Source organism: Micromonospora sp. KC207 (assembly GCF_004348615.1).
In the GTDB taxonomy this organism is placed as follows: Bacteria; Actinomycetota; Actinomycetes; order Mycobacteriales; family Micromonosporaceae; genus Micromonospora.
Genome location: NZ_SMKJ01000169.1, coordinates 1 through 15,309 on the forward strand (window position 1 = coordinate 1; position 15,309 = coordinate 15,309).

The following is a 15,309-nucleotide window of genomic DNA, read 5'->3' on the forward strand; positions in this document are numbered from 1 at the left end:
CGCCTGCCCCGGCCCGGGGCCGGGCGGCCAGGGGCGCAGCGCCTCCAGCGCGGCGGCCGTCCGGATGAGCAGGTGCTCGCGATGGTGGGGGGCGACGATCTGGAGGCCCACCGGTGTGCCGTCGGGGGCGAACCCGGCCGGAACACTGGCAGCGGGGTGCCCGCTGACGTTGAACGCCCAGGTCAGCGCCACGCTCATCCGGTCGCCCGGCCCGGCGTGGCCGTGCGCCGGGTCGGGGGTCGTCGGGGTGAGTAGCACATCGGCAGCGGCGAAGAGCCGCGCCAGACGCGCGTCGTTGCCGGCCCGTACGGTCGCGGTGGCGACCCGGCCACCGGGTGCCCGCAGGGCTCGCCAGGCCGGCGCGGGGTCGGCGAGGACCAGGTCGTGCTCGACCCACCGGAGGATCCCCGCGTCCGCGAGCCGGTCGGCGGCGGCGACGGCGGGCCCCACGACGGCGGGGTCGACCTCGGCATAGCCCAGCGTGGCGGACCAGACCGCCCGCAGGGGCCCGCCGCGCGCCGGGTCGAGGTGGCCGGCGAGGCGGGTGCCGAGAACGGCGTCGAGGTACGCGGCGGCGTCGACGACCGTGCGGGCCAGCGGGCCCGGCGCGTTGAGCCCAGCCACGTCGCGGGCGGGCAGCCGCCCATTTGTGATTTTGATGCCGACGACGCCGCACCAGGCGGCGGGGATGCGCACCGATCCGGCCCCGTCGTTGCCGGTCGCCAGGGGCACGAGCCCGGCGGCGACGGCGGCTGCGGAACCGGCCGACGATCCGCCGGGCGTGCGGTCGGCGCGCCAGGGGTTGCTGGTGGGACCCCGGTCGGTGTGACCCCACGTCTGCCAGGGCGTGCCCCGGGGGACGGCGGTGGCCCCGATCGGGATGCAACCGGCGGCGACCAGTCGGCGGGCCTGGGGCGAGTCGACGCCCTCGCTGGCCTTGACGCCCAGCGGCACGCCGGCCAGCGGCAGCGGGCCGGCGGCGAGGGTGCGCTCCAGCTCGCGGGCGGCGTGCCGGGCCCGCTCCGGCCACGTCTCGCGGAAGGCCCGCAGCGCGGCGTCGGCGGAGCCGATGCGGGCCAGGGCCGCCTCGACGACATCGAGGGGGCGAAGCCGGCCGGCGTTGACCAGTTCCGCGAGCTCGACGGCGGCCCAGGGGGCGGCGCACTCACCGGATGCGGCGGGGCCACCGGATGCGGCGGGATCGTCAGGGGCTGCGGTGTCCATCGTGGCGGCCTCGCTCGGCACCGTGCTGGCGGTCGTGCCGCCGAGCATAGCGGCGGGGCCGATGGCAGGGGCGTGCGGCGGGCGGGATCATGGGCACATGACCGAGGCACGGCCCGAGCGGCAGCGGGTGACGATCAGCGATCCGCAGGTGATGCGGGCCCTGGCCCACCCGGCCCGGCTTGGCCGGTCCGGCGCTGGCCGGGGTGCTGGTCGGGCAGTTCGGCGCTCGCGTGCCGCTGCTCCTCGACGCCGTCAGCTACCTCGCTCTGGTGGCCGCCGGCCTGCTGATCCGCACCCGCCGGGGCGGTGCCCGGACGGTCCGCGACGTCCACCCGGTGCCCGCCGGGGCGGTCGCTGACGGGCACCCGACGCTTGCCTACGGCGACGGGTCGGCCCCACGCTGGCGACTGCGCCCGGATCGGCTGCTGTTCGCGATGGTGGCCTCGCTCGCCGGGGTGGTCGGCGCGGTCGGAGCGATCAACGTGATCGAGGTGTTCTTCATCCGGGAGACACTGGGCAGCTCCACAACCGTCTACGGTCTGGTCACGGGGGCCTGGACACTCGGCATCGCGGCCGGGGCGTGGGCGCTCGCCCCGCTGGCTCGCCGGCTCACCGACGACGGTCGACTGCTCGGCACGGGACTGCTCCTGCTGGGCGGGTGCTGCCTTGCGGTCCTGGTCTCCGCCGCAGTGCCGTCCGCGTGGCTGCTGATGCCGATCTGGCTGATCGGCGGGGTGCTCAACGGCGGGAACAGCGTCGTCAGCAACGTGCTGCTCGCCCGCCGGGTGCCCGAGGCGGCGCGCGGCCGGGCGTACGCCGTCTTCGGCGCGTCGGTCCAGGGCGCGAGCATGGCCGGCCTCGCGGCCGGCGGCCTGCTGCTCGACCTGGCCGACCCCCGTCCGCTGGTGGCGGCATGCGGCGTCGCGGGGCTGCTCGTGGTGGCCGCGTCCGCTGTCCCGGTCGTTCGGGCCGGCCGCGCCGAACGGTCCGCCGCCACCCACGCGGCGACCCCGGCCGGTACGCCGCCGGGTGCGGGATTGGCCACTTCGGAGGCCGCCCGCTGAGCCCCCGACGGCCAACGGGGATACGGTCGCAGCATGGCTGACCGCATCGCCCGTCCCCGGGTCGGACACATCCAGTTCCTGAACTGCCTGCCGATCTACTGGGGTCTGATGCGCTCCGGCGCCCTGATCGACGTCGACCTGCACAAGGACTCGCCGGACCGGCTGAGCGCCGCCCTGGTCGCGGGCGACCTGGACATCGGGCCGATCTCGCACGTCGAGTACCTGCGCCACGCCGAAGAGCTGCTGCTCCTGCCCGACCTGGCGGTGGGCAGCGACGGCCCGGTGCTCTCGGTCAACGTGGTGTCGACGAAGCCCCTCGCCGAGCTGGACGGCGGCCGGGTCGCCCTCGGCTCGACGTCCCGCACTGGCGTGCTGCTCGCCCGGCTGCTGCTCGGCGAGCGGTACGGGGTGCGCCCCGACTACTTCCGTTGCCCGCCTGACCTGACGCAGATGCTGCTGGAGGCGGACGCCGGGGTGCTGATCGGCGACGTGGCGCTGCGGGCGCTGCACGAGGCGCCCCGCCGTGGGCTGGAGGTCACCGACCTCGGGCAGGCCTGGCGGGACTGGACCGGGCTGCCGATGGTCTTCGCCGTCTGGGCGGTACGCCGGGACTTCGCCGCCGCCCACCCCGGCCTGGTGAAGGAGGTGCACGAGGCGTTCCTGCGCTCCCGCGACCTGTGCCTGGCCGAGTTGGACCGGGTCGCCGAGGCCGCTGCCCGGTGGGAGCCGTTCGACGCGGCCACCCTGGCCACGTACTTCCGGGCGCTGGACTTCTCGCTCGGGGAGCGGCAGGTGGCCGGGCTGCGGGAGTTCGCCCGCCGGGCGGCCGAGATCGGCGAGGCCCGCACGCTGCCGGCGAACGGCCCGCAGTTCTTCGCCGGCTGACGGCGCGACCCGGCTGACGGGGCGCGCCCTGAGCTGACGGCGCGACCCGGGCGGGCGCGCCGGCAACCGCCCGCCGCTCGACGGCGGTCACCGGCCGCGCGTCAGGTGTCCGAGCGCAGCACCGCTTCGGTGATCCTCTGGCAGTTCTTCATGCCGTACTCGTAGCCCATGTTGATCGGGTAGCGGACCATCACGCCCATCGTCCAGTTGTTGCCGATGGCGAGGCAGTTGATGTGCATCTCCTGCTCCCGGGTCCGGTCGATCCAGCCGTTCTTGATGGCGATCTTCTTCTGCTCGGCCGCCGGGAACGCCTTGCGGATGCCGAAGTCGCCGGAGCCGCGCACCAGCCGCATCTCGCTGATCAGCCACTTGGTCCACTCCGGCCCGGCGGCCCGGCCGTCGGAGATGCACGCCCCGAGGCGGGCGGTGTCCCGGGGGGAGAGGTTCGTCCGGCTCCAGCCGCCGTCGGCGGCGGGGCTGCTGTCGGCGGTCTTGCAGATGGAGATCATGCGCTTGATCGACGCGGACCGGCCCACCGAGTTGTAGAACTGCTCGGCGCGGGTGTTGTCGCTGTCCCGGATGATCCTGGTGGCGTCGGCGAGCTTGGCGTCGCTGGGCGTCTGCCCCGCCTCGTCGGCGCGGCGCAGATAGTCGGCGACGATCCAGGACTTGATCAGCGATGCGGTGGTGCTCGTCTCGGTCATGTTCTTCGAGCCGAACATCTTCCCGGTGCGGGTGTCCAGGACGCTCCAGGCGTACCAGCCCTCGATGTCGAGGTCGATCTGCTTGTCCGCGAACGGCAGCGGCTCCAGCGACGGCGAGGGGCTGGGCGAGACCGGCGGGCGTGAGCGGCGGTCCGAGGTCGCGTTGGCGGCGCGGTCGACCGGCGCGGACGGGGCGCCCCACTGGGCGGCGGCGGCCGACGACAGCGGGGAGCCCGGCAGCAGCCGCAGCGACACCAGCACCAGCCCGATCAGGACGGCCGCGATCGCGATCAGCCGCAGCGGCGACGCCTCGCCGCCCGCGGAACCCCCGCCGCCGTCCCGCCGCCGGCTGCCCGCCATCAGAGCTTCCCGATCGGCTGCTGCGGCACCTTGAGGGCGGCACCGGGCTGCGGGGTGACCAGCTGGGTGGCGACACTGGCGCAGACCTTCGCGCCGTACGACAGCCCGTTCCTCTGCGGGTAGCGCAACATGACGGCGAGGCTCCACTTCTCGGTGACCGCAAGACAGTTCACGTGCCAGTTGCCGTCGTAGTTCAACGGGGTCCAGCCGTTCTTGATGCCGACCGGACCCTGGGCCTTGATCGAGGCAGGTAGGCCGTCGACGATCCCCCACTTCCCACCGCCGGACTTCAGCCCCTGGTCCTTGATGCCGCCGCGAACCTTGCTCATCTCGTCCAGCACCCACTTGGTCCACTTCGGCCCGGCCGCCTTGCCGTTGGCGATGCAGTCGCCGAGCCGGACGGCGTCGCGGGGGGACATCCGGGTGAAGCTCCAGTAGCCCTCGTACCCCGCGACGTTGCCGCGCTTGGTGTCGGTGAGGCCGCAGATGCTGATGGCCCGCTTGATCACCGGATTCGGCTGGCCGTTCGGGTACGTCTTGTACGAGCCGCCCGCGGCGGACCAGACGGCGTTCGCGGCATCGTCGTTGCTGTCCCGGATGGCGAGGCTCGCCTGCTTCTTCAGCGTGGCCGAGGGCGCCTTGTCGCCGAGCTGTCGCAGGTAGTCGGCGACGATCCAGGCTTTGATCATCGATTCGGTCGAGCTGGTGCTGGTGAGGTTCTTCGAGCCGGAGATCTCGCCGCTCTCCCGGTCCATCAGTGCCCAGGAGAAGAACTCGCCGGAGAAGTTCACCGAGACGGGGCCGGCGCGCAGGGTCGGCGGCGGCGGGGCGGTCGGCTCGGGGGCCGCCACGCTCTCCGCGCCGCCCCCGCCGGATCCGCCGCTGTCGTCGCCGGAGAGCTTGGCGTACGCGGCGGGCACCAGCATGGCGCTGCCGAGGAGGACCGCCACGACGGCGAGCACCATGGCCACGCGAGGTCGCATGAGTGGGTGAGCTCCAGATGTCAGGGCCGGGGGGCCGGCTGTTTTCCGAGCGAGCTCGACCTGATCGCCGTGGGCCGGGGGAGTGGCCTGCGTCATACCCGGCGATCGTCAGCAGCCGATCGGTGTGACCGGGAGAGTCTACGTCCGGACAGCCGCCACGCCAGAACCCGACGCCTGTCAAGTTGCTATGAAGGCGGGATTATGGCCGCATATACCCTGCTTGGGGCGATTCACCTCTGCTTAGTGAGCCAAGTCATAGCTGTGCGTCGACCTGCGGCAATGCCAGAGGGGGTCGTTTCGTCACGGAAGGTAAGTCCGGAATTCTATGACACCCTCTGGCATCCGGGATCGCGAGCTGTAACACTTGTGGTCATGTATGGCAACGATTTCTCCGCCCCGCAGGACGCGCCCGGCGGTGGCCTGCTCGGCGAGGTGGAGGCGGCGGAGGCGGAGCTGCGGGAGGCGGCGGCCCGGCAGCGGGGCGGTGCCGCCCCCGGTCCGGACGCCGACCTCGCGGCGTATTTCGCCGACGTGATCGACGCCGACCAGAAGATCGAGCCCCGCGACTGGATGCCCGAGGCGTACCGCAGGACGCTGATCCGACAGATCGCCCAGCACGCGCACTCCGAGATCATCGGGATGCAGCCGGAGGGGAACTGGATCAGCCGGGCCCCCTCGCTCAAGCGCAAGGCGATCCTGCTGGCCAAGGTCCAGGACGAGGCCGGGCACGGCCTCTACCTGTACGCCGCCGCGGAGACCCTCGGCGTCAGCCGGGACGAACTGGTCCAGCTCCTGCTCGACGGGCGGCAGAAGTACAGCTCGATCTTCAACTACCCGACCCTGAGCTGGGCCGACGTGGGTGTGATCGGGTGGCTCGTCGACGGCGCCGCGATCGTCAACCAGGTGCCGCTGTGCCGCTGCTCCTACGGGCCGTACGCCCGGGCCATGATCCGGGTCTGCAAGGAGGAGTCCTTCCACCAGCGCCAGGGCTTCGAGATCCTGCACACCCTGGCCCACGGCACCACCGGCCAGAAGGCCATGGCCCAGGACGCGGTGGACCGCTGGTGGTACCCGTCGCTGGCCATGTTCGGCCCGCCCGACGGCGACTCCACCCACTCCGCCCGCTCGATGGGCTGGAAGATCAAGCGGTTCTCCAACGACGAGCTGCGCCAGCGCTTCGTCGACATGTGCGTGCAGCAGGCCGAGATCCTCGGCCTCACCCTGCCCGACCCCGACCTGCGCTGGAACGAGCAGCGTCAGGCGTACGACTTCACCGAGCCGGACTACGCCGAGCTGATGCGGGTGATCTCCGGCGAGGGCCCGTGCAACCGGCAGCGAATGGAGCACCGGCGCCGCGCCCACGAAGAGGGCGCCTGGGTACGCGAGGCCGCCGCCGCGTACGCGGCCAAACGGGCACAGGCGAAGGAGGCGGTCGCGGCATGAGCGCCACCGACAACACCCCGCTGTGGGAGGTCTTCGTGCGGGCCCGGCGCGGGCTGTCGCACACCCACGTCGGCAGCCTGCACGCCCCTGACGCCGAGCTGGCCCTACACAACGCCCGGGACCTCTACACCCGCCGCCAGGAGGGGGTGTCGATCTGGGTGGTGCCGGCCGCCGCGATCACCGCGTCCAGCCCCGACGAGAAGGACGCCTTCTTCGACCCGGCGGCCGACAAGGTCTACCGCCACCCCACCTTCTACGAGGTGCCGGACGGGGTGGCCCACCTGTGACCGGCTGCTTCGACTTCGCCCTCGCCCTCGGCGACGACGCGCTGGTCGCCGCGCAGCGGCTCGGCGAGTGGACCAGCCGCGGCCCGGAGATGGAGGAGGACGTCGCGCTGGCCAACATCGCCCTCGACCAGCTCGGCGCGGCCCGGCTCCTGCTCACGTACGCGGGCGAGCTGGAGGGCGCCGGCCGCGACGAGGACGCGCTGGCGTACCTGCGCGGCGACCGCGAGTTCCGCAACTGCCTGCTGGTCGAGCTGCCCAACAACGACTTCGCGGTGACCATGGCGAAGCTGCTGCTGCTGTCGGCGTACCAGCTCCCGCTCTACGCCGCGCTGGCCGGCTGCGCCGACGAGCGGCTCGCCGCGATCGGGGCCAAGGCGCGCAAGGAGTCCGCGTACCACCGGGACCACGCCGCGCTGTGGGTGCGGCGGCTCGGCGACGGCACCGCCGAGTCGCACCGCCGGATGCAGGCCGCCGTGGACCAGGTCTGGCCGTACGCGCACGAGCTGTTCGCGCCGTGGCCGGGCGCGCCGGTCGACCCGGCTACCCTGCAAGGCGACTTCGACGCGTACGTCGGGCCGGTGCTGGCCGAGGCGACCCTGACCCGGCCGGCGGACGGCTGGGCCCCGGCCGGCGGGCGGGACGGCCTGCACACCGAGCACCTGTCGTACCTGCTGGCGGAGATGCAGGTGTTGCACCGCGCCCACCCGGGGGCGAAGTGGTAGACCCGAGGGAGGCCGTGGCGGCGGTGGTGGACCCGGAGATCCGGGTGATCAACATCGACGAGCTGGGCATCCTGCGGGCGGTCGAGGAGGACCGGGCTACCGGCCGGGTCACCGTGACCATCACCCCCACGTACACCGGCTGCCCGGCGATGGACGTGATCCGGGCCGACATCCGCCGGGCGCTGGCCGCCGTCGGGCACCCGGACGCGGAGGTCCGCACGGTCTACAGCCCGGCCTGGAGCACCGACTGGATCTCCGCCGCCGGCCGGGCGAAGCTCGCCGCCGCCGGCATCGCCCCGCCGCCGGCGACCCGGGCCGGCACCGTCGTGCCGCTGACCCTCGCCGTCCGCTGCCCGCGCTGCGGGGCGGCGGAGACCGAGCAGGTCAGCCGGTTCGGCTCCACCGCGTGCAAGGCCCTGTGGCGCTGCCGCGCCTGTCGTGAACCCTTCGACCACCTGAAGGCGCTGTGACTGTCACGATCACCCGTCCGGTCCGCCGCCGGCCGGCCTTCCACCCGCTGCCCGTCGCCGCCGTCGACCGGCTCACCGCCGACGCCGTGGCGATCACCTTCGCCGTGCCCGAGGAGCTGCGGGCGGCGTTCGCGTTCTCCGCCGGCCAGCACCTCACCGTGCGGCTTCCCGCCGGAGGCGGGCTCACCGGCTCCACCGGTGCTGACGGGGCGGACGTGCGCCGGTCGTACTCGATCTGCTCGACGCCCGACGACCTGGCCCGGCACGGCCGGCTGCGGATCGGGGTGCGGGAGATCCCCGGGGGCGCGTTCTCCGCGTACGCCTGCCGGGCGTTGCGGCGCGGCGACACCGTCGAGGTGCTGCCCCCGCTGGGGCACTTCACCACGGCGTTCGACCCGGGCCGGGCCCGCCGCTACGGCGCGGTGGTCGCCGGCTCCGGCATCACCCCGGTGCTCGCGCTGGTCGCCACGGCCCTGGCCGTCGAGCCGGCCAGCACCTTCACCATCGTGTACGGCAACCGCACGGCGAACTCGGTGATGTTCGCCGAGGAGCTGGCCGACCTGAAGGACCGGTACCCGACCCGGCTGCACCTGGTGCACGTGTTGTCCCGGGAGCGGGGCGAGTCGCCGCTGCTGTCGGGGCGGATCGACGCCGAGCGGCTGGGTCGCCTGCTGGGCACGATCGTGCCGGGCGACGCGATCGAGGAGTGGTTCCTCTGCGGCCCGTACCCGATGGTGGTCGACGCGAAGGCGGTGCTCGCCGCACGGGGCCTGCCGGAGTCGGCGGTGCACACGGAGCTGTTCCACGTCGCCGAGGCGCCCGCCCCGCCGACGCGCCGCCCCGCCGACGCGCCCGGTGCCGGTGCCGAGGTGACGATCGTGCTGGACGGCCGATCGTCGACCTTCACGATGGGGCGCGAGGAGCGCGTCCTCGACGCGGCGCTGCGGGTGCGCGGCGAGCTGCCGTACGCGTGCAAGGGCGGGGTCTGCTCCACCTGCCGGGCGAGGGTGGTCTCCGGCGCGGTGACGATGGCCCGCAACTACGCCCTGGAGCCGGACGAGGTCGCCGCCGGGTACGTGCTGACCTGCCAGTCCACCCCGACCACCGACACCCTCACGGTCGACTACGACGTTTGACGCGGCACCCGTATCGCATGGAGGGGCTGACAGGTGGTTACGACAGGGCGAGGAAGATCGAGTGGCGTCTTGTTCCGTCCTGGCCGCCCGACCGATCTACCACCACACCCGCGAATCCGTCGAAGCGCACCCGACCATCGTGTTCGCCGCCCTGGCCGTGTCCCGCTGGATCGAGAACACCACCGGCTGGATCATCAAACGCTTCGTCACCACCGCACGCCGCTACCGCACCATCCAGATCCAAGCCGGCGACCACAACATGACCGCCGCCGACCCCCTGCCCGACGACCTCCAAACCGCCCTCAAAGCCATCCACAGCACGCACGGTTGTGGTGCTGGCGTACGAGACGGGGCTGGTGCCACCCGGTCGGGGAAGTCGTCGCGACCGGTCACCTGCACTGGTCAGCGCGGCAACGCCGCCAGGCTCACCGGCCGACCGGCTCCGCCTCCTGGGGCGTGCCGAAGGCGTCAACGCGGCCCCACCGCCCGGGAATGTCGAGCAGCTCGATCCGGCCGAACCGCTCGGGCGGTGCCGGCGTGACCACCAGATCGTCGCCGTACGGCTCAAGGCCGAGCAGCGTGCGCACCAGCAACAGGGGCGTCCCGGTGGCCAGGGCCTGTGGGCTGTTCGCCGCCGGGTACTGGACGGGTTGTCGGGTCAGCGTCCGGTCGTAGCCGCCGAAGGCCTCCGGCAGGCGCCCCTGGAAATACCGGGACGCGTCGATGATTCCCTCGGCGATGCGTCCGGCTTCCTGGTCGAAGCCGTAACGGCGTAGTCCCCAGGCGATGAACGCGTTTTCGAACGGCCAGACGGTGCCGACGTGGTAGCCAAGTGGGTTGTAGCGTCCCTCGCCGGTGGCGAGGGTGCGTATGCCCCAGCCGGAGTAGAGGCGGGGTCCGAGCAGGTGTTCGGCGATTTTTCCGGCGCGGGATTCCTCGACGATGCCGCTCCACAGCAGGTGGCCGATGTTCGAGGAGAGCGCGTCGACCTGGCGGCCGTCGCCGTCGAGGGCGAGGGCGTAGTACTCGCCGTCGGAGATCCAGAAGTCGCGGTTGAAGCGTTGCTTGAGTTCGGCCGCCTCGCGTTCCAGCCGGTCGGCGTAGGCGGGGTCGTTCCAGAACTCGCGGGCGAGCCGGGCGCCGCGGATCTTGGCGTCGTAGGCGTAGCCCTGCAGCTCACAGGTTGCCCGGGGCAGGCTGGCCAACCGCCCGTCCCGGAACGAGATGGCCTTCGCGGATTCCTTCCAGCACTGGTTCTCCAGCCCGTTGCGCTCGTTGCGACGCTGGTACCACACGTAGCCGTCGCCCATGATGTCGCCGTACTCGTCGATCCAGTGCAGCGCCGCGCGCGCCTCGTCCTCGAGCTCGCGCACCGTGGCCGCGTCCCCGGTCCAGCGCTCGTACTCGTCGAGCAGGATCACGTAGAGCGGGGTGACGTCAGCGGCACCGTAGTACGGCGCCTGCGGGCACTCCTCGAACGCGACCATCTCGCCCAAGCGGAACTCGCGCAGGATCTTGCCCGGCTCCTCGTCGCGGAAGTCGTCGAGCTCGCTGCCTTGGACGATGCCGAGGACCCGCAGGGTGTGAACGCCAAGTTCCGGCAAGAACGGCAATACCTGCAGGCTGGTGAGGATCGGGTCGCGGCCGGTGAGGTTCGCGTTCCACGGCAGGCCCGCGGCGGGCACCGGCTCGGCCGGTAGCACCAGTGGCGGGTACCGGAGGGCGGCAAGATCAACCAGACTGCGCCGGTAGGTCCGTTCCAGCGGCTTCCAGTCGCAGCTCAGCTGCGGAGCCTTGTCGAGCCACTGCCGCAGGTCGCTGTGGAGTCGCGCCGCGTCGTGTCGCTGGCGGCCAAGAGACGCGTACTCGCGAACGTCCTTGCCGTCGGGGCGCAGCACCAGCTCCCTGGCATACAGCGTGGTGGTCCACTGCCCCTGGGGTTCGATCCGGATGTGGTAGGTCAGCCCCTGTTGGTCAACCTGCGCCGGCTCGGTCGTGGAAATCACCGTTTCCCGCCGGAACCTCGCTCGCACATAGCCGAGGTGCAGGCGCCCGTCCTCGACGCGCTGGTAGAGCCGGCCGGGTGGCGTACGTTCCTGGCCGAGCGCGTTCAGCGGGACGAAGTCACAGGCCGCGTCCACGCGGACCGTGAAGTCGGCCGGTTCGCCGGAATGGTTGAGCACCGTCAGCCGCTCCTCGAAGCTGCCGATTACCGACCGTTCCCGGATGACCGACACCTTGGCGTCCACGTAGTGCGTCGGAGCCCCCGGCACCACGAAGAACCGCACCTCGAAGTACGACGGGTCGTCCACGGCCAGCGCGCTCACCCGTTCGCCGTTGACGGTCAGCCGCCAGTGGGAGAGGAACCGGGTGTCGAAGGCAAAGAACCCGCACGGGACGGTGGGCCCTGCTTGGATGTCACCGCTGCCGTCGCTCAGCACGAAGCGGTTGCCGTCCAGGATTCTGACGAAGTCGCCCTTCATCCCTGCCTCCCACCGTCACGGGCCGCCGTCCGCGGGTGACGCGCGCCGGGCGGCGGCGCGAAGAGCCGTTCCAACAGGAGGATGAGCCGGAGTTGCCCTTCGAATGTGATGTCGTTCCTCAGCCACGCCGGGAGCGGTTTGGCTTCGCCGCGCGCCATCCGGTCGAAGAAGGTGGTGTCGGAGTGGATAACGGTGTCGGCGTTGCAGTTCTGCTGTGACACCCGCACGGTGCCGCCGCGGATCTCCACGAACCAGTGATCGACCTCGTGGTCGCGCTCAAGGTCGAAGCGGATGGTGCCGTTCGTCTTTTTCAGCAGGCGTTCGTGGCCGTGGCGTTCGAGCGCGTTGAAGAACTTCCTGATCGCCTCCGACATGGCACCACCCCCGGCAGCAGTCCACCCAATCAAGAGGCAGCATCACTCGGACGAGGGTGCGGCCACCTCACCCGAAACGGATGAATCTGGAAGCTGTCCAGGGGCAACGTGCTGGATTCATCCGGTTCGGGTGATGCGCCGTCGCGCGACTCGCGGTCATGGTGGGCACATCCGGTTCTCGGACTCATTGGAGGGGAGGCTCATGTCGAATCCGACTACGCGCTTCTTCGAAGCGCTCGGCCAACGCGGCCACGAGCCCCTCCTCGAGGACGCCACCGGGACCATCCGGTTCGACCTCACGCACGAGCACCGCGTCGACCGCTGGTTCGTGGCAATCGAACGGGGCGATCTCCGCGTGTCGCGGGACGGGGGCGAGGTTGACAGCGTGATCCGCACCAGCCGGGCGACCTTCGACCGGGCCCTTGCCGGGCAGTCGCTCTATGCGGCGTGGTTGCGAAACGAACTCGCAATCGAGGGTCGCAACAGGTCCCTGCCCCGCCTCTTCACCCGGCTCCTGCCGGGGCGGCCCGGAGCCCGTCACCCCCGGGATTTCCGCCGTGAGCGGAGAAGTGCGGCATGAGCGACGGCCTCATCCGACTGTTGGACGGCAACACGTTCGTGGTCAGCGAGGAGACCGGCGACATCGACGCATCCCCCACCTTCCCGACCGGATTCTTCTCGTTCGACACCCGATTCCTGTCAAAGTGGATTTTGTCCATTAATGACCAGCGGGTCAACGTGCTCACCATCGAGGAAGTCGAATACTTCGAGAGCCGCTTCGTCGTCGTCCCAACCCTCCCTACTTCGCACCTCGACGTCAACGTCTCGGCCATTCGGGAACGCTGCATCGGTGCAAGTTTCACCGAGCGACTGACGGTGATCAACCATGAGCCCGAGCCCGTCGACCTGCGGATCCGGATCGACGTCGAGAGCGACTTCGCTGACCTTTTCGAGATCAAGGACGTGCGGAACAAGAAGGGGACGTACTACACCCGGATGGAGGGCGGATGCCTGCTTCTCGGCTATCAGCGGGAGAGGTTCCGGCGGGAGACCCTGGTCTCGTCCACGGTGCCCGGCCGAATCGACGAGCGGGGCCTGACGTACCACGTTCGGATCGGACCGCGCGGTCAGTGGATCACCGACCTGCACGTGCGGGCGCTGGGCCTGGGCGGGCGCGACCTTCGGGAGAGCCTGGAAGGCAGACCCGGTCGGACCAAAGAGCAGATACGGCAGGACCTGGACGCTTGGCTCGCGGCGGCACCCCGCCTCACCTGTGACTCCCCCACGTTGGCGATGGCCTACCGGCGCAGCCTGGCCGACCTCCACGCGCTGCGTTTCTCGCCGTTGACCGCCGGCGTACACGCCGTTCCCGCCGCCGGCCTGCCGTGGTTCATGGCGATCTTCGGCCGGGACAGCATCTTCGCCAGCATCCAGGCGCTGCCGTTCGCGTCCGACTTCGCCGCCACGACGCTACGCATGCTGGCCTTGAGGCAGGGAGCCATCCTCGATGACTTCCGCGAGGAGGAACCGGGGAAGATCCTTCACGAGATGCGGTACGGGGAGACGGCCGGGTTCGAGGAACAGCCGCATTTGCCGTATTATGGCAGCGCGGACTCCACGCCCCTCTACGTCATCCTGCTCGACGAGTACGAGCGGTGGACCGGGGACGCCGCCGCGGTTCGGTTATTCGAACGTTCCGCGAGGGCCGCGCTGGACTGGATCGACGAGTACGGCGACATCATGGGCGACGGCTACGTGTGGTACCAGCGTCGCAACGAGCGCAACGGGCTGGAGAACCAGTGCTGGAAGGACTCCTGGGACTCGATCTCGTTCCGGGACGGGCGGTTGGCCAGCCTGCCCCGGGCAACCTGTGAGCTGCAGGGCTACGCCTACGACGCCAAGATCCGCGGCGCCCGGCTCGCCCGCGAGTTCTGGAACGACCCCGCCTACGCCGACCGGCTGGAACGCGAGGCGGCCGAACTCAAGCAACGCTTCAACCGCGACTTCTGGATCTCCGACGGCGAGTACTACGCCCTCGCCCTCGACGGCGACGGCCGCCAGGTCGACGCGCTCTCCTCGAACATCGGCCACCTGCTGTGGAGCGGCATCGTCGAGGAATCCCGCGCCGGAAAAATCGCCGAACACCTGCTCGGACCCCGCCTCTACTCCGGCTGGGGCATACGCACCCTCGCCACCGGCGAGGGACGCTACAACCCGATCGGCTACCACGTCGGCACCGTCTGGCCGTTCGAAAACGCGTTCATCGCCTGGGGACTACGCCGTTACGGCTTCGACCAGGAAGCCGGACGCATCGCCGAAGGAATCATCGAGGCCGCGGAGTACTTCGACGGGCGGCTGCCCGAGGCGTTCGGCGGCTACGACCGGACGCTGACCCGATATCCCGTGCTGTACCCCACGGCGTGCAGCCCGCAGGCGTGGTCCAGCGGTACGCCCCTGTTGCTGCTGCGAACCATGCTCGGCATGGAGCCACGCGGCGAGCACCTGGTGACCAGACCGGCCGTCCCCGCGAGCATGGGCCGGATCGAACTGCTCCACATCCCGGGACGGTGGGGCAGGGTGAGTGCCTTCGGACGCGCCCGTCCGGAGCGGCGCTGACCGCGGCAGGTGCCCGCGCCGGGGGAGTGTCAAGTCGCATCCTCCTCGGATAACAGCACGCACGCTCCGTCACCGCCGAATGTGAGACAGGGCCGATCTAACGGTGTTTCCGGCCCGACCTGCCGGGCGTTGTGCCTGGTGAAAAGGGTGCCGTGATGACCGCGACACTGAGCGAGCAGACCGGACGTAAGAAGCGGTCCGAGCCGTCGGCGGAGGCGAAGGCCGCCGCTGAGCTGGTCCGGGCGGCCAAGGAACAAGGGCTGTCGTCGACTGGCCGGACGGGCTGACGACCGGGGAGATCAGCGCGCACTTCGCCGAGATCTACGGGGCTTCGGTGTCGAAGGAGACGATCTCGCGGATCACCGACAAGGTGATCGAGGCGATGACCGACTGGTCCCACCGGCCGTTGGATGAGACTTATGCCGCGGTGTTCATCGACGCCCTCGTGCGCCGCGAGGCGCTGTTGAACCGAGTGGAGGTGGAAGACCTTCACCTCGTGGCCGTCGCAGCGGCTGCGTGAAGCTGGGGGCAGCCTGATCCGGGGGACGCCGGGGAGGG

General features: G+C 71.2%; 15 protein-coding genes and 2 pseudogenes. 12 read left to right on the forward strand and 5 right to left on the reverse strand.

Annotated elements, in window-relative coordinates; genetic code table 11:
• The coding region (locus E1258_RS20370; protein ID WP_305847272.1) for an amidase at positions 1-1,272 on the reverse strand (1,272 nt) is incomplete at its 3' end.
• 131 nt (positions 1,273-1,403) lie between these two features.
• Between E1258_RS20370 and E1258_RS20375 the strand changes: the two genes are divergently transcribed.
• The gene (locus E1258_RS20375) at positions 1,404-2,288 is read left to right on the forward strand and encodes an MFS transporter (RefSeq protein WP_243715584.1); all 885 of its coding nucleotides are present in this window, start codon (positions 1,404-1,406) and stop codon (positions 2,286-2,288) included.
• A gap of 33 nt (positions 2,289-2,321) precedes the next feature.
• Positions 2,322-3,173 carry a menaquinone biosynthetic enzyme MqnA/MqnD family protein gene (locus tag E1258_RS20380; RefSeq protein ID WP_132403705.1) on the forward strand — a complete coding sequence of 284 codons (852 nt, stop codon included), beginning with the start codon at positions 2,322-2,324 and terminating at the stop codon, positions 3,171-3,173.
• A 101-nt stretch (positions 3,174-3,274) separates the two neighbouring features.
• Here the strand turns inward: E1258_RS20380 and E1258_RS20385 are convergent, their stop codons facing one another.
• Both E1258_RS20385 and E1258_RS20390 read right to left on the reverse strand, forming a co-directional pair.
• Positions 3,275-4,237 (reverse strand): hypothetical protein, encoded by a 963-nt coding sequence (locus E1258_RS20385; protein ID WP_132403708.1) that lies wholly within the window; start codon positions 4,235-4,237, stop codon positions 3,275-3,277.
• On the reverse strand, positions 4,237-5,220 hold the full coding sequence (locus E1258_RS20390) for a hypothetical protein (RefSeq protein ID WP_132403711.1): 984 nt from the start codon (positions 5,218-5,220) through the stop codon (positions 4,237-4,239). Before E1258_RS20390 ends, E1258_RS20385 begins: the two co-directional genes overlap by 1 nt.
• A 372-nt stretch (positions 5,221-5,592) precedes the next feature.
• Between E1258_RS20390 and paaA the strand changes: the two genes are divergently transcribed.
• The 6 genes and pseudogenes from paaA to E1258_RS35020 form a co-directional block, all read left to right on the forward strand.
• Complete coding sequence (gene paaA / locus E1258_RS20395) at positions 5,593-6,663, forward strand: 1,2-phenylacetyl-CoA epoxidase subunit PaaA (RefSeq protein ID WP_132403714.1); 1,071 nt, start codon at positions 5,593-5,595, stop codon at positions 6,661-6,663.
• Positions 6,660-6,950 (forward strand): 1,2-phenylacetyl-CoA epoxidase subunit PaaB, encoded by a 291-nt coding sequence (paaB, locus tag E1258_RS20400; protein ID WP_007074112.1) that lies wholly within the window; start codon positions 6,660-6,662, stop codon positions 6,948-6,950. Before paaA ends, paaB begins: the two co-directional genes overlap by 4 nt.
• Positions 6,947-7,672 (forward strand): 1,2-phenylacetyl-CoA epoxidase subunit PaaC, encoded by a 726-nt coding sequence (gene paaC / locus E1258_RS20405; protein ID WP_132403717.1) that lies wholly within the window; start codon positions 6,947-6,949, stop codon positions 7,670-7,672. Before paaB ends, paaC begins: the two co-directional genes overlap by 4 nt.
• Positions 7,666-8,142 (forward strand): 1,2-phenylacetyl-CoA epoxidase subunit PaaD, encoded by a 477-nt coding sequence (gene paaD / locus E1258_RS20410; protein ID WP_132403720.1) that lies wholly within the window; start codon positions 7,666-7,668, stop codon positions 8,140-8,142. Before paaC ends, paaD begins: the two co-directional genes overlap by 7 nt.
• Complete coding sequence (gene paaE, locus E1258_RS20415; RefSeq protein WP_132403723.1) at positions 8,139-9,278, forward strand: 1,2-phenylacetyl-CoA epoxidase subunit PaaE; 1,140 nt, start codon at positions 8,139-8,141, stop codon at positions 9,276-9,278. Before paaD ends, paaE begins: the two co-directional genes overlap by 4 nt.
• A gap of 79 nt (positions 9,279-9,357) precedes the next feature.
• Positions 9,358-9,597, forward strand: a pseudogene (locus E1258_RS35020) (IS1634 family transposase); the annotation flags it as partial.
• A gap of 106 nt (positions 9,598-9,703) precedes the next feature.
• Here the strand turns inward: E1258_RS35020 and E1258_RS20425 are convergent.
• A complete protein-coding gene (locus E1258_RS20425; RefSeq protein ID WP_132403726.1) occupies positions 9,704-11,761 on the reverse strand; it encodes a glycogen debranching N-terminal domain-containing protein in 2,058 nt (685 codons plus the stop codon).
• Positions 11,758-12,135 carry an SCP2 sterol-binding domain-containing protein gene (locus E1258_RS20430; RefSeq protein WP_132403729.1) on the reverse strand — a complete coding sequence of 126 codons (378 nt, stop codon included), beginning with the start codon at positions 12,133-12,135 and terminating at the stop codon, positions 11,758-11,760. Before E1258_RS20430 ends, E1258_RS20425 begins: the two co-directional genes overlap by 4 nt.
• Positions 12,136-12,337: 202 nt before the next feature.
• Here E1258_RS20430 and E1258_RS20435 point away from each other — a divergent pair, with 202 nt between their 5' ends.
• The 4 genes and pseudogenes from E1258_RS20435 to E1258_RS34015 form a co-directional block, all read left to right on the forward strand.
• The gene (locus E1258_RS20435) at positions 12,338-12,715 is read left to right on the forward strand and encodes an SCP2 sterol-binding domain-containing protein (protein WP_132403732.1); all 378 of its coding nucleotides are present in this window, start codon (positions 12,338-12,340) and stop codon (positions 12,713-12,715) included.
• Positions 12,712-14,751, forward strand: coding sequence for a glycogen debranching N-terminal domain-containing protein (locus tag E1258_RS20440; RefSeq protein WP_132403735.1), 2,040 nt, complete (start codon positions 12,712-12,714; stop codon positions 14,749-14,751). The genes E1258_RS20435 and E1258_RS20440 overlap by 4 nt, the downstream gene beginning before the upstream one ends.
• Before the next feature lie 155 nt (positions 14,752-14,906).
• The gene (locus E1258_RS35470; RefSeq protein WP_256371022.1) at positions 14,907-15,038 is read left to right on the forward strand and encodes a hypothetical protein; all 132 of its coding nucleotides are present in this window, start codon (positions 14,907-14,909) and stop codon (positions 15,036-15,038) included.
• A pseudogene (locus tag E1258_RS34015) lies at positions 15,032-15,199 on the forward strand (transposase); the annotation flags it as partial. The gene E1258_RS35470 and the pseudogene E1258_RS34015, both read left to right, overlap by 7 nt.
• Positions 15,200-15,309: the final 110 nt, after the last annotated feature.

Bases quoted from the DNA above. Each gene is read 5' to 3' on its own strand.
- E1258_RS20380 (WP_132403705.1), top strand. From the start codon at position 2,322: ATGGCTGACCGCATCGCCCGTCCCCGGGTCGGACACATCCAGTTCCTG.
- E1258_RS20385 (WP_132403708.1), bottom strand. From the start codon at position 4,237: ATGGCGGGCAGCCGGCGGCGGGACGGCGGCGGGGGTTCCGCGGGCGGC.
- E1258_RS20390 (WP_132403711.1), bottom strand. From the start codon at position 5,220: ATGCGACCTCGCGTGGCCATGGTGCTCGCCGTCGTGGCGGTCCTCCTC.
- paaA (WP_132403714.1), top strand. From the start codon at position 5,593: ATGTATGGCAACGATTTCTCCGCCCCGCAGGACGCGCCCGGCGGTGGC.
- paaB (WP_007074112.1), top strand. From the start codon at position 6,660: ATGAGCGCCACCGACAACACCCCGCTGTGGGAGGTCTTCGTGCGGGCC.
- E1258_RS20425 (WP_132403726.1), bottom strand. From the start codon at position 11,761: ATGAAGGGCGACTTCGTCAGAATCCTGGACGGCAACCGCTTCGTGCTG.
- E1258_RS20430 (WP_132403729.1), bottom strand. From the start codon at position 12,135: ATGTCGGAGGCGATCAGGAAGTTCTTCAACGCGCTCGAACGCCACGGC.
- E1258_RS20435 (WP_132403732.1), top strand. From the start codon at position 12,338: ATGTCGAATCCGACTACGCGCTTCTTCGAAGCGCTCGGCCAACGCGGC.
- E1258_RS20440 (WP_132403735.1), top strand. From the start codon at position 12,712: ATGAGCGACGGCCTCATCCGACTGTTGGACGGCAACACGTTCGTGGTC.
- E1258_RS35470 (WP_256371022.1), top strand. From the start codon at position 14,907: ATGACCGCGACACTGAGCGAGCAGACCGGACGTAAGAAGCGGTCCGAG.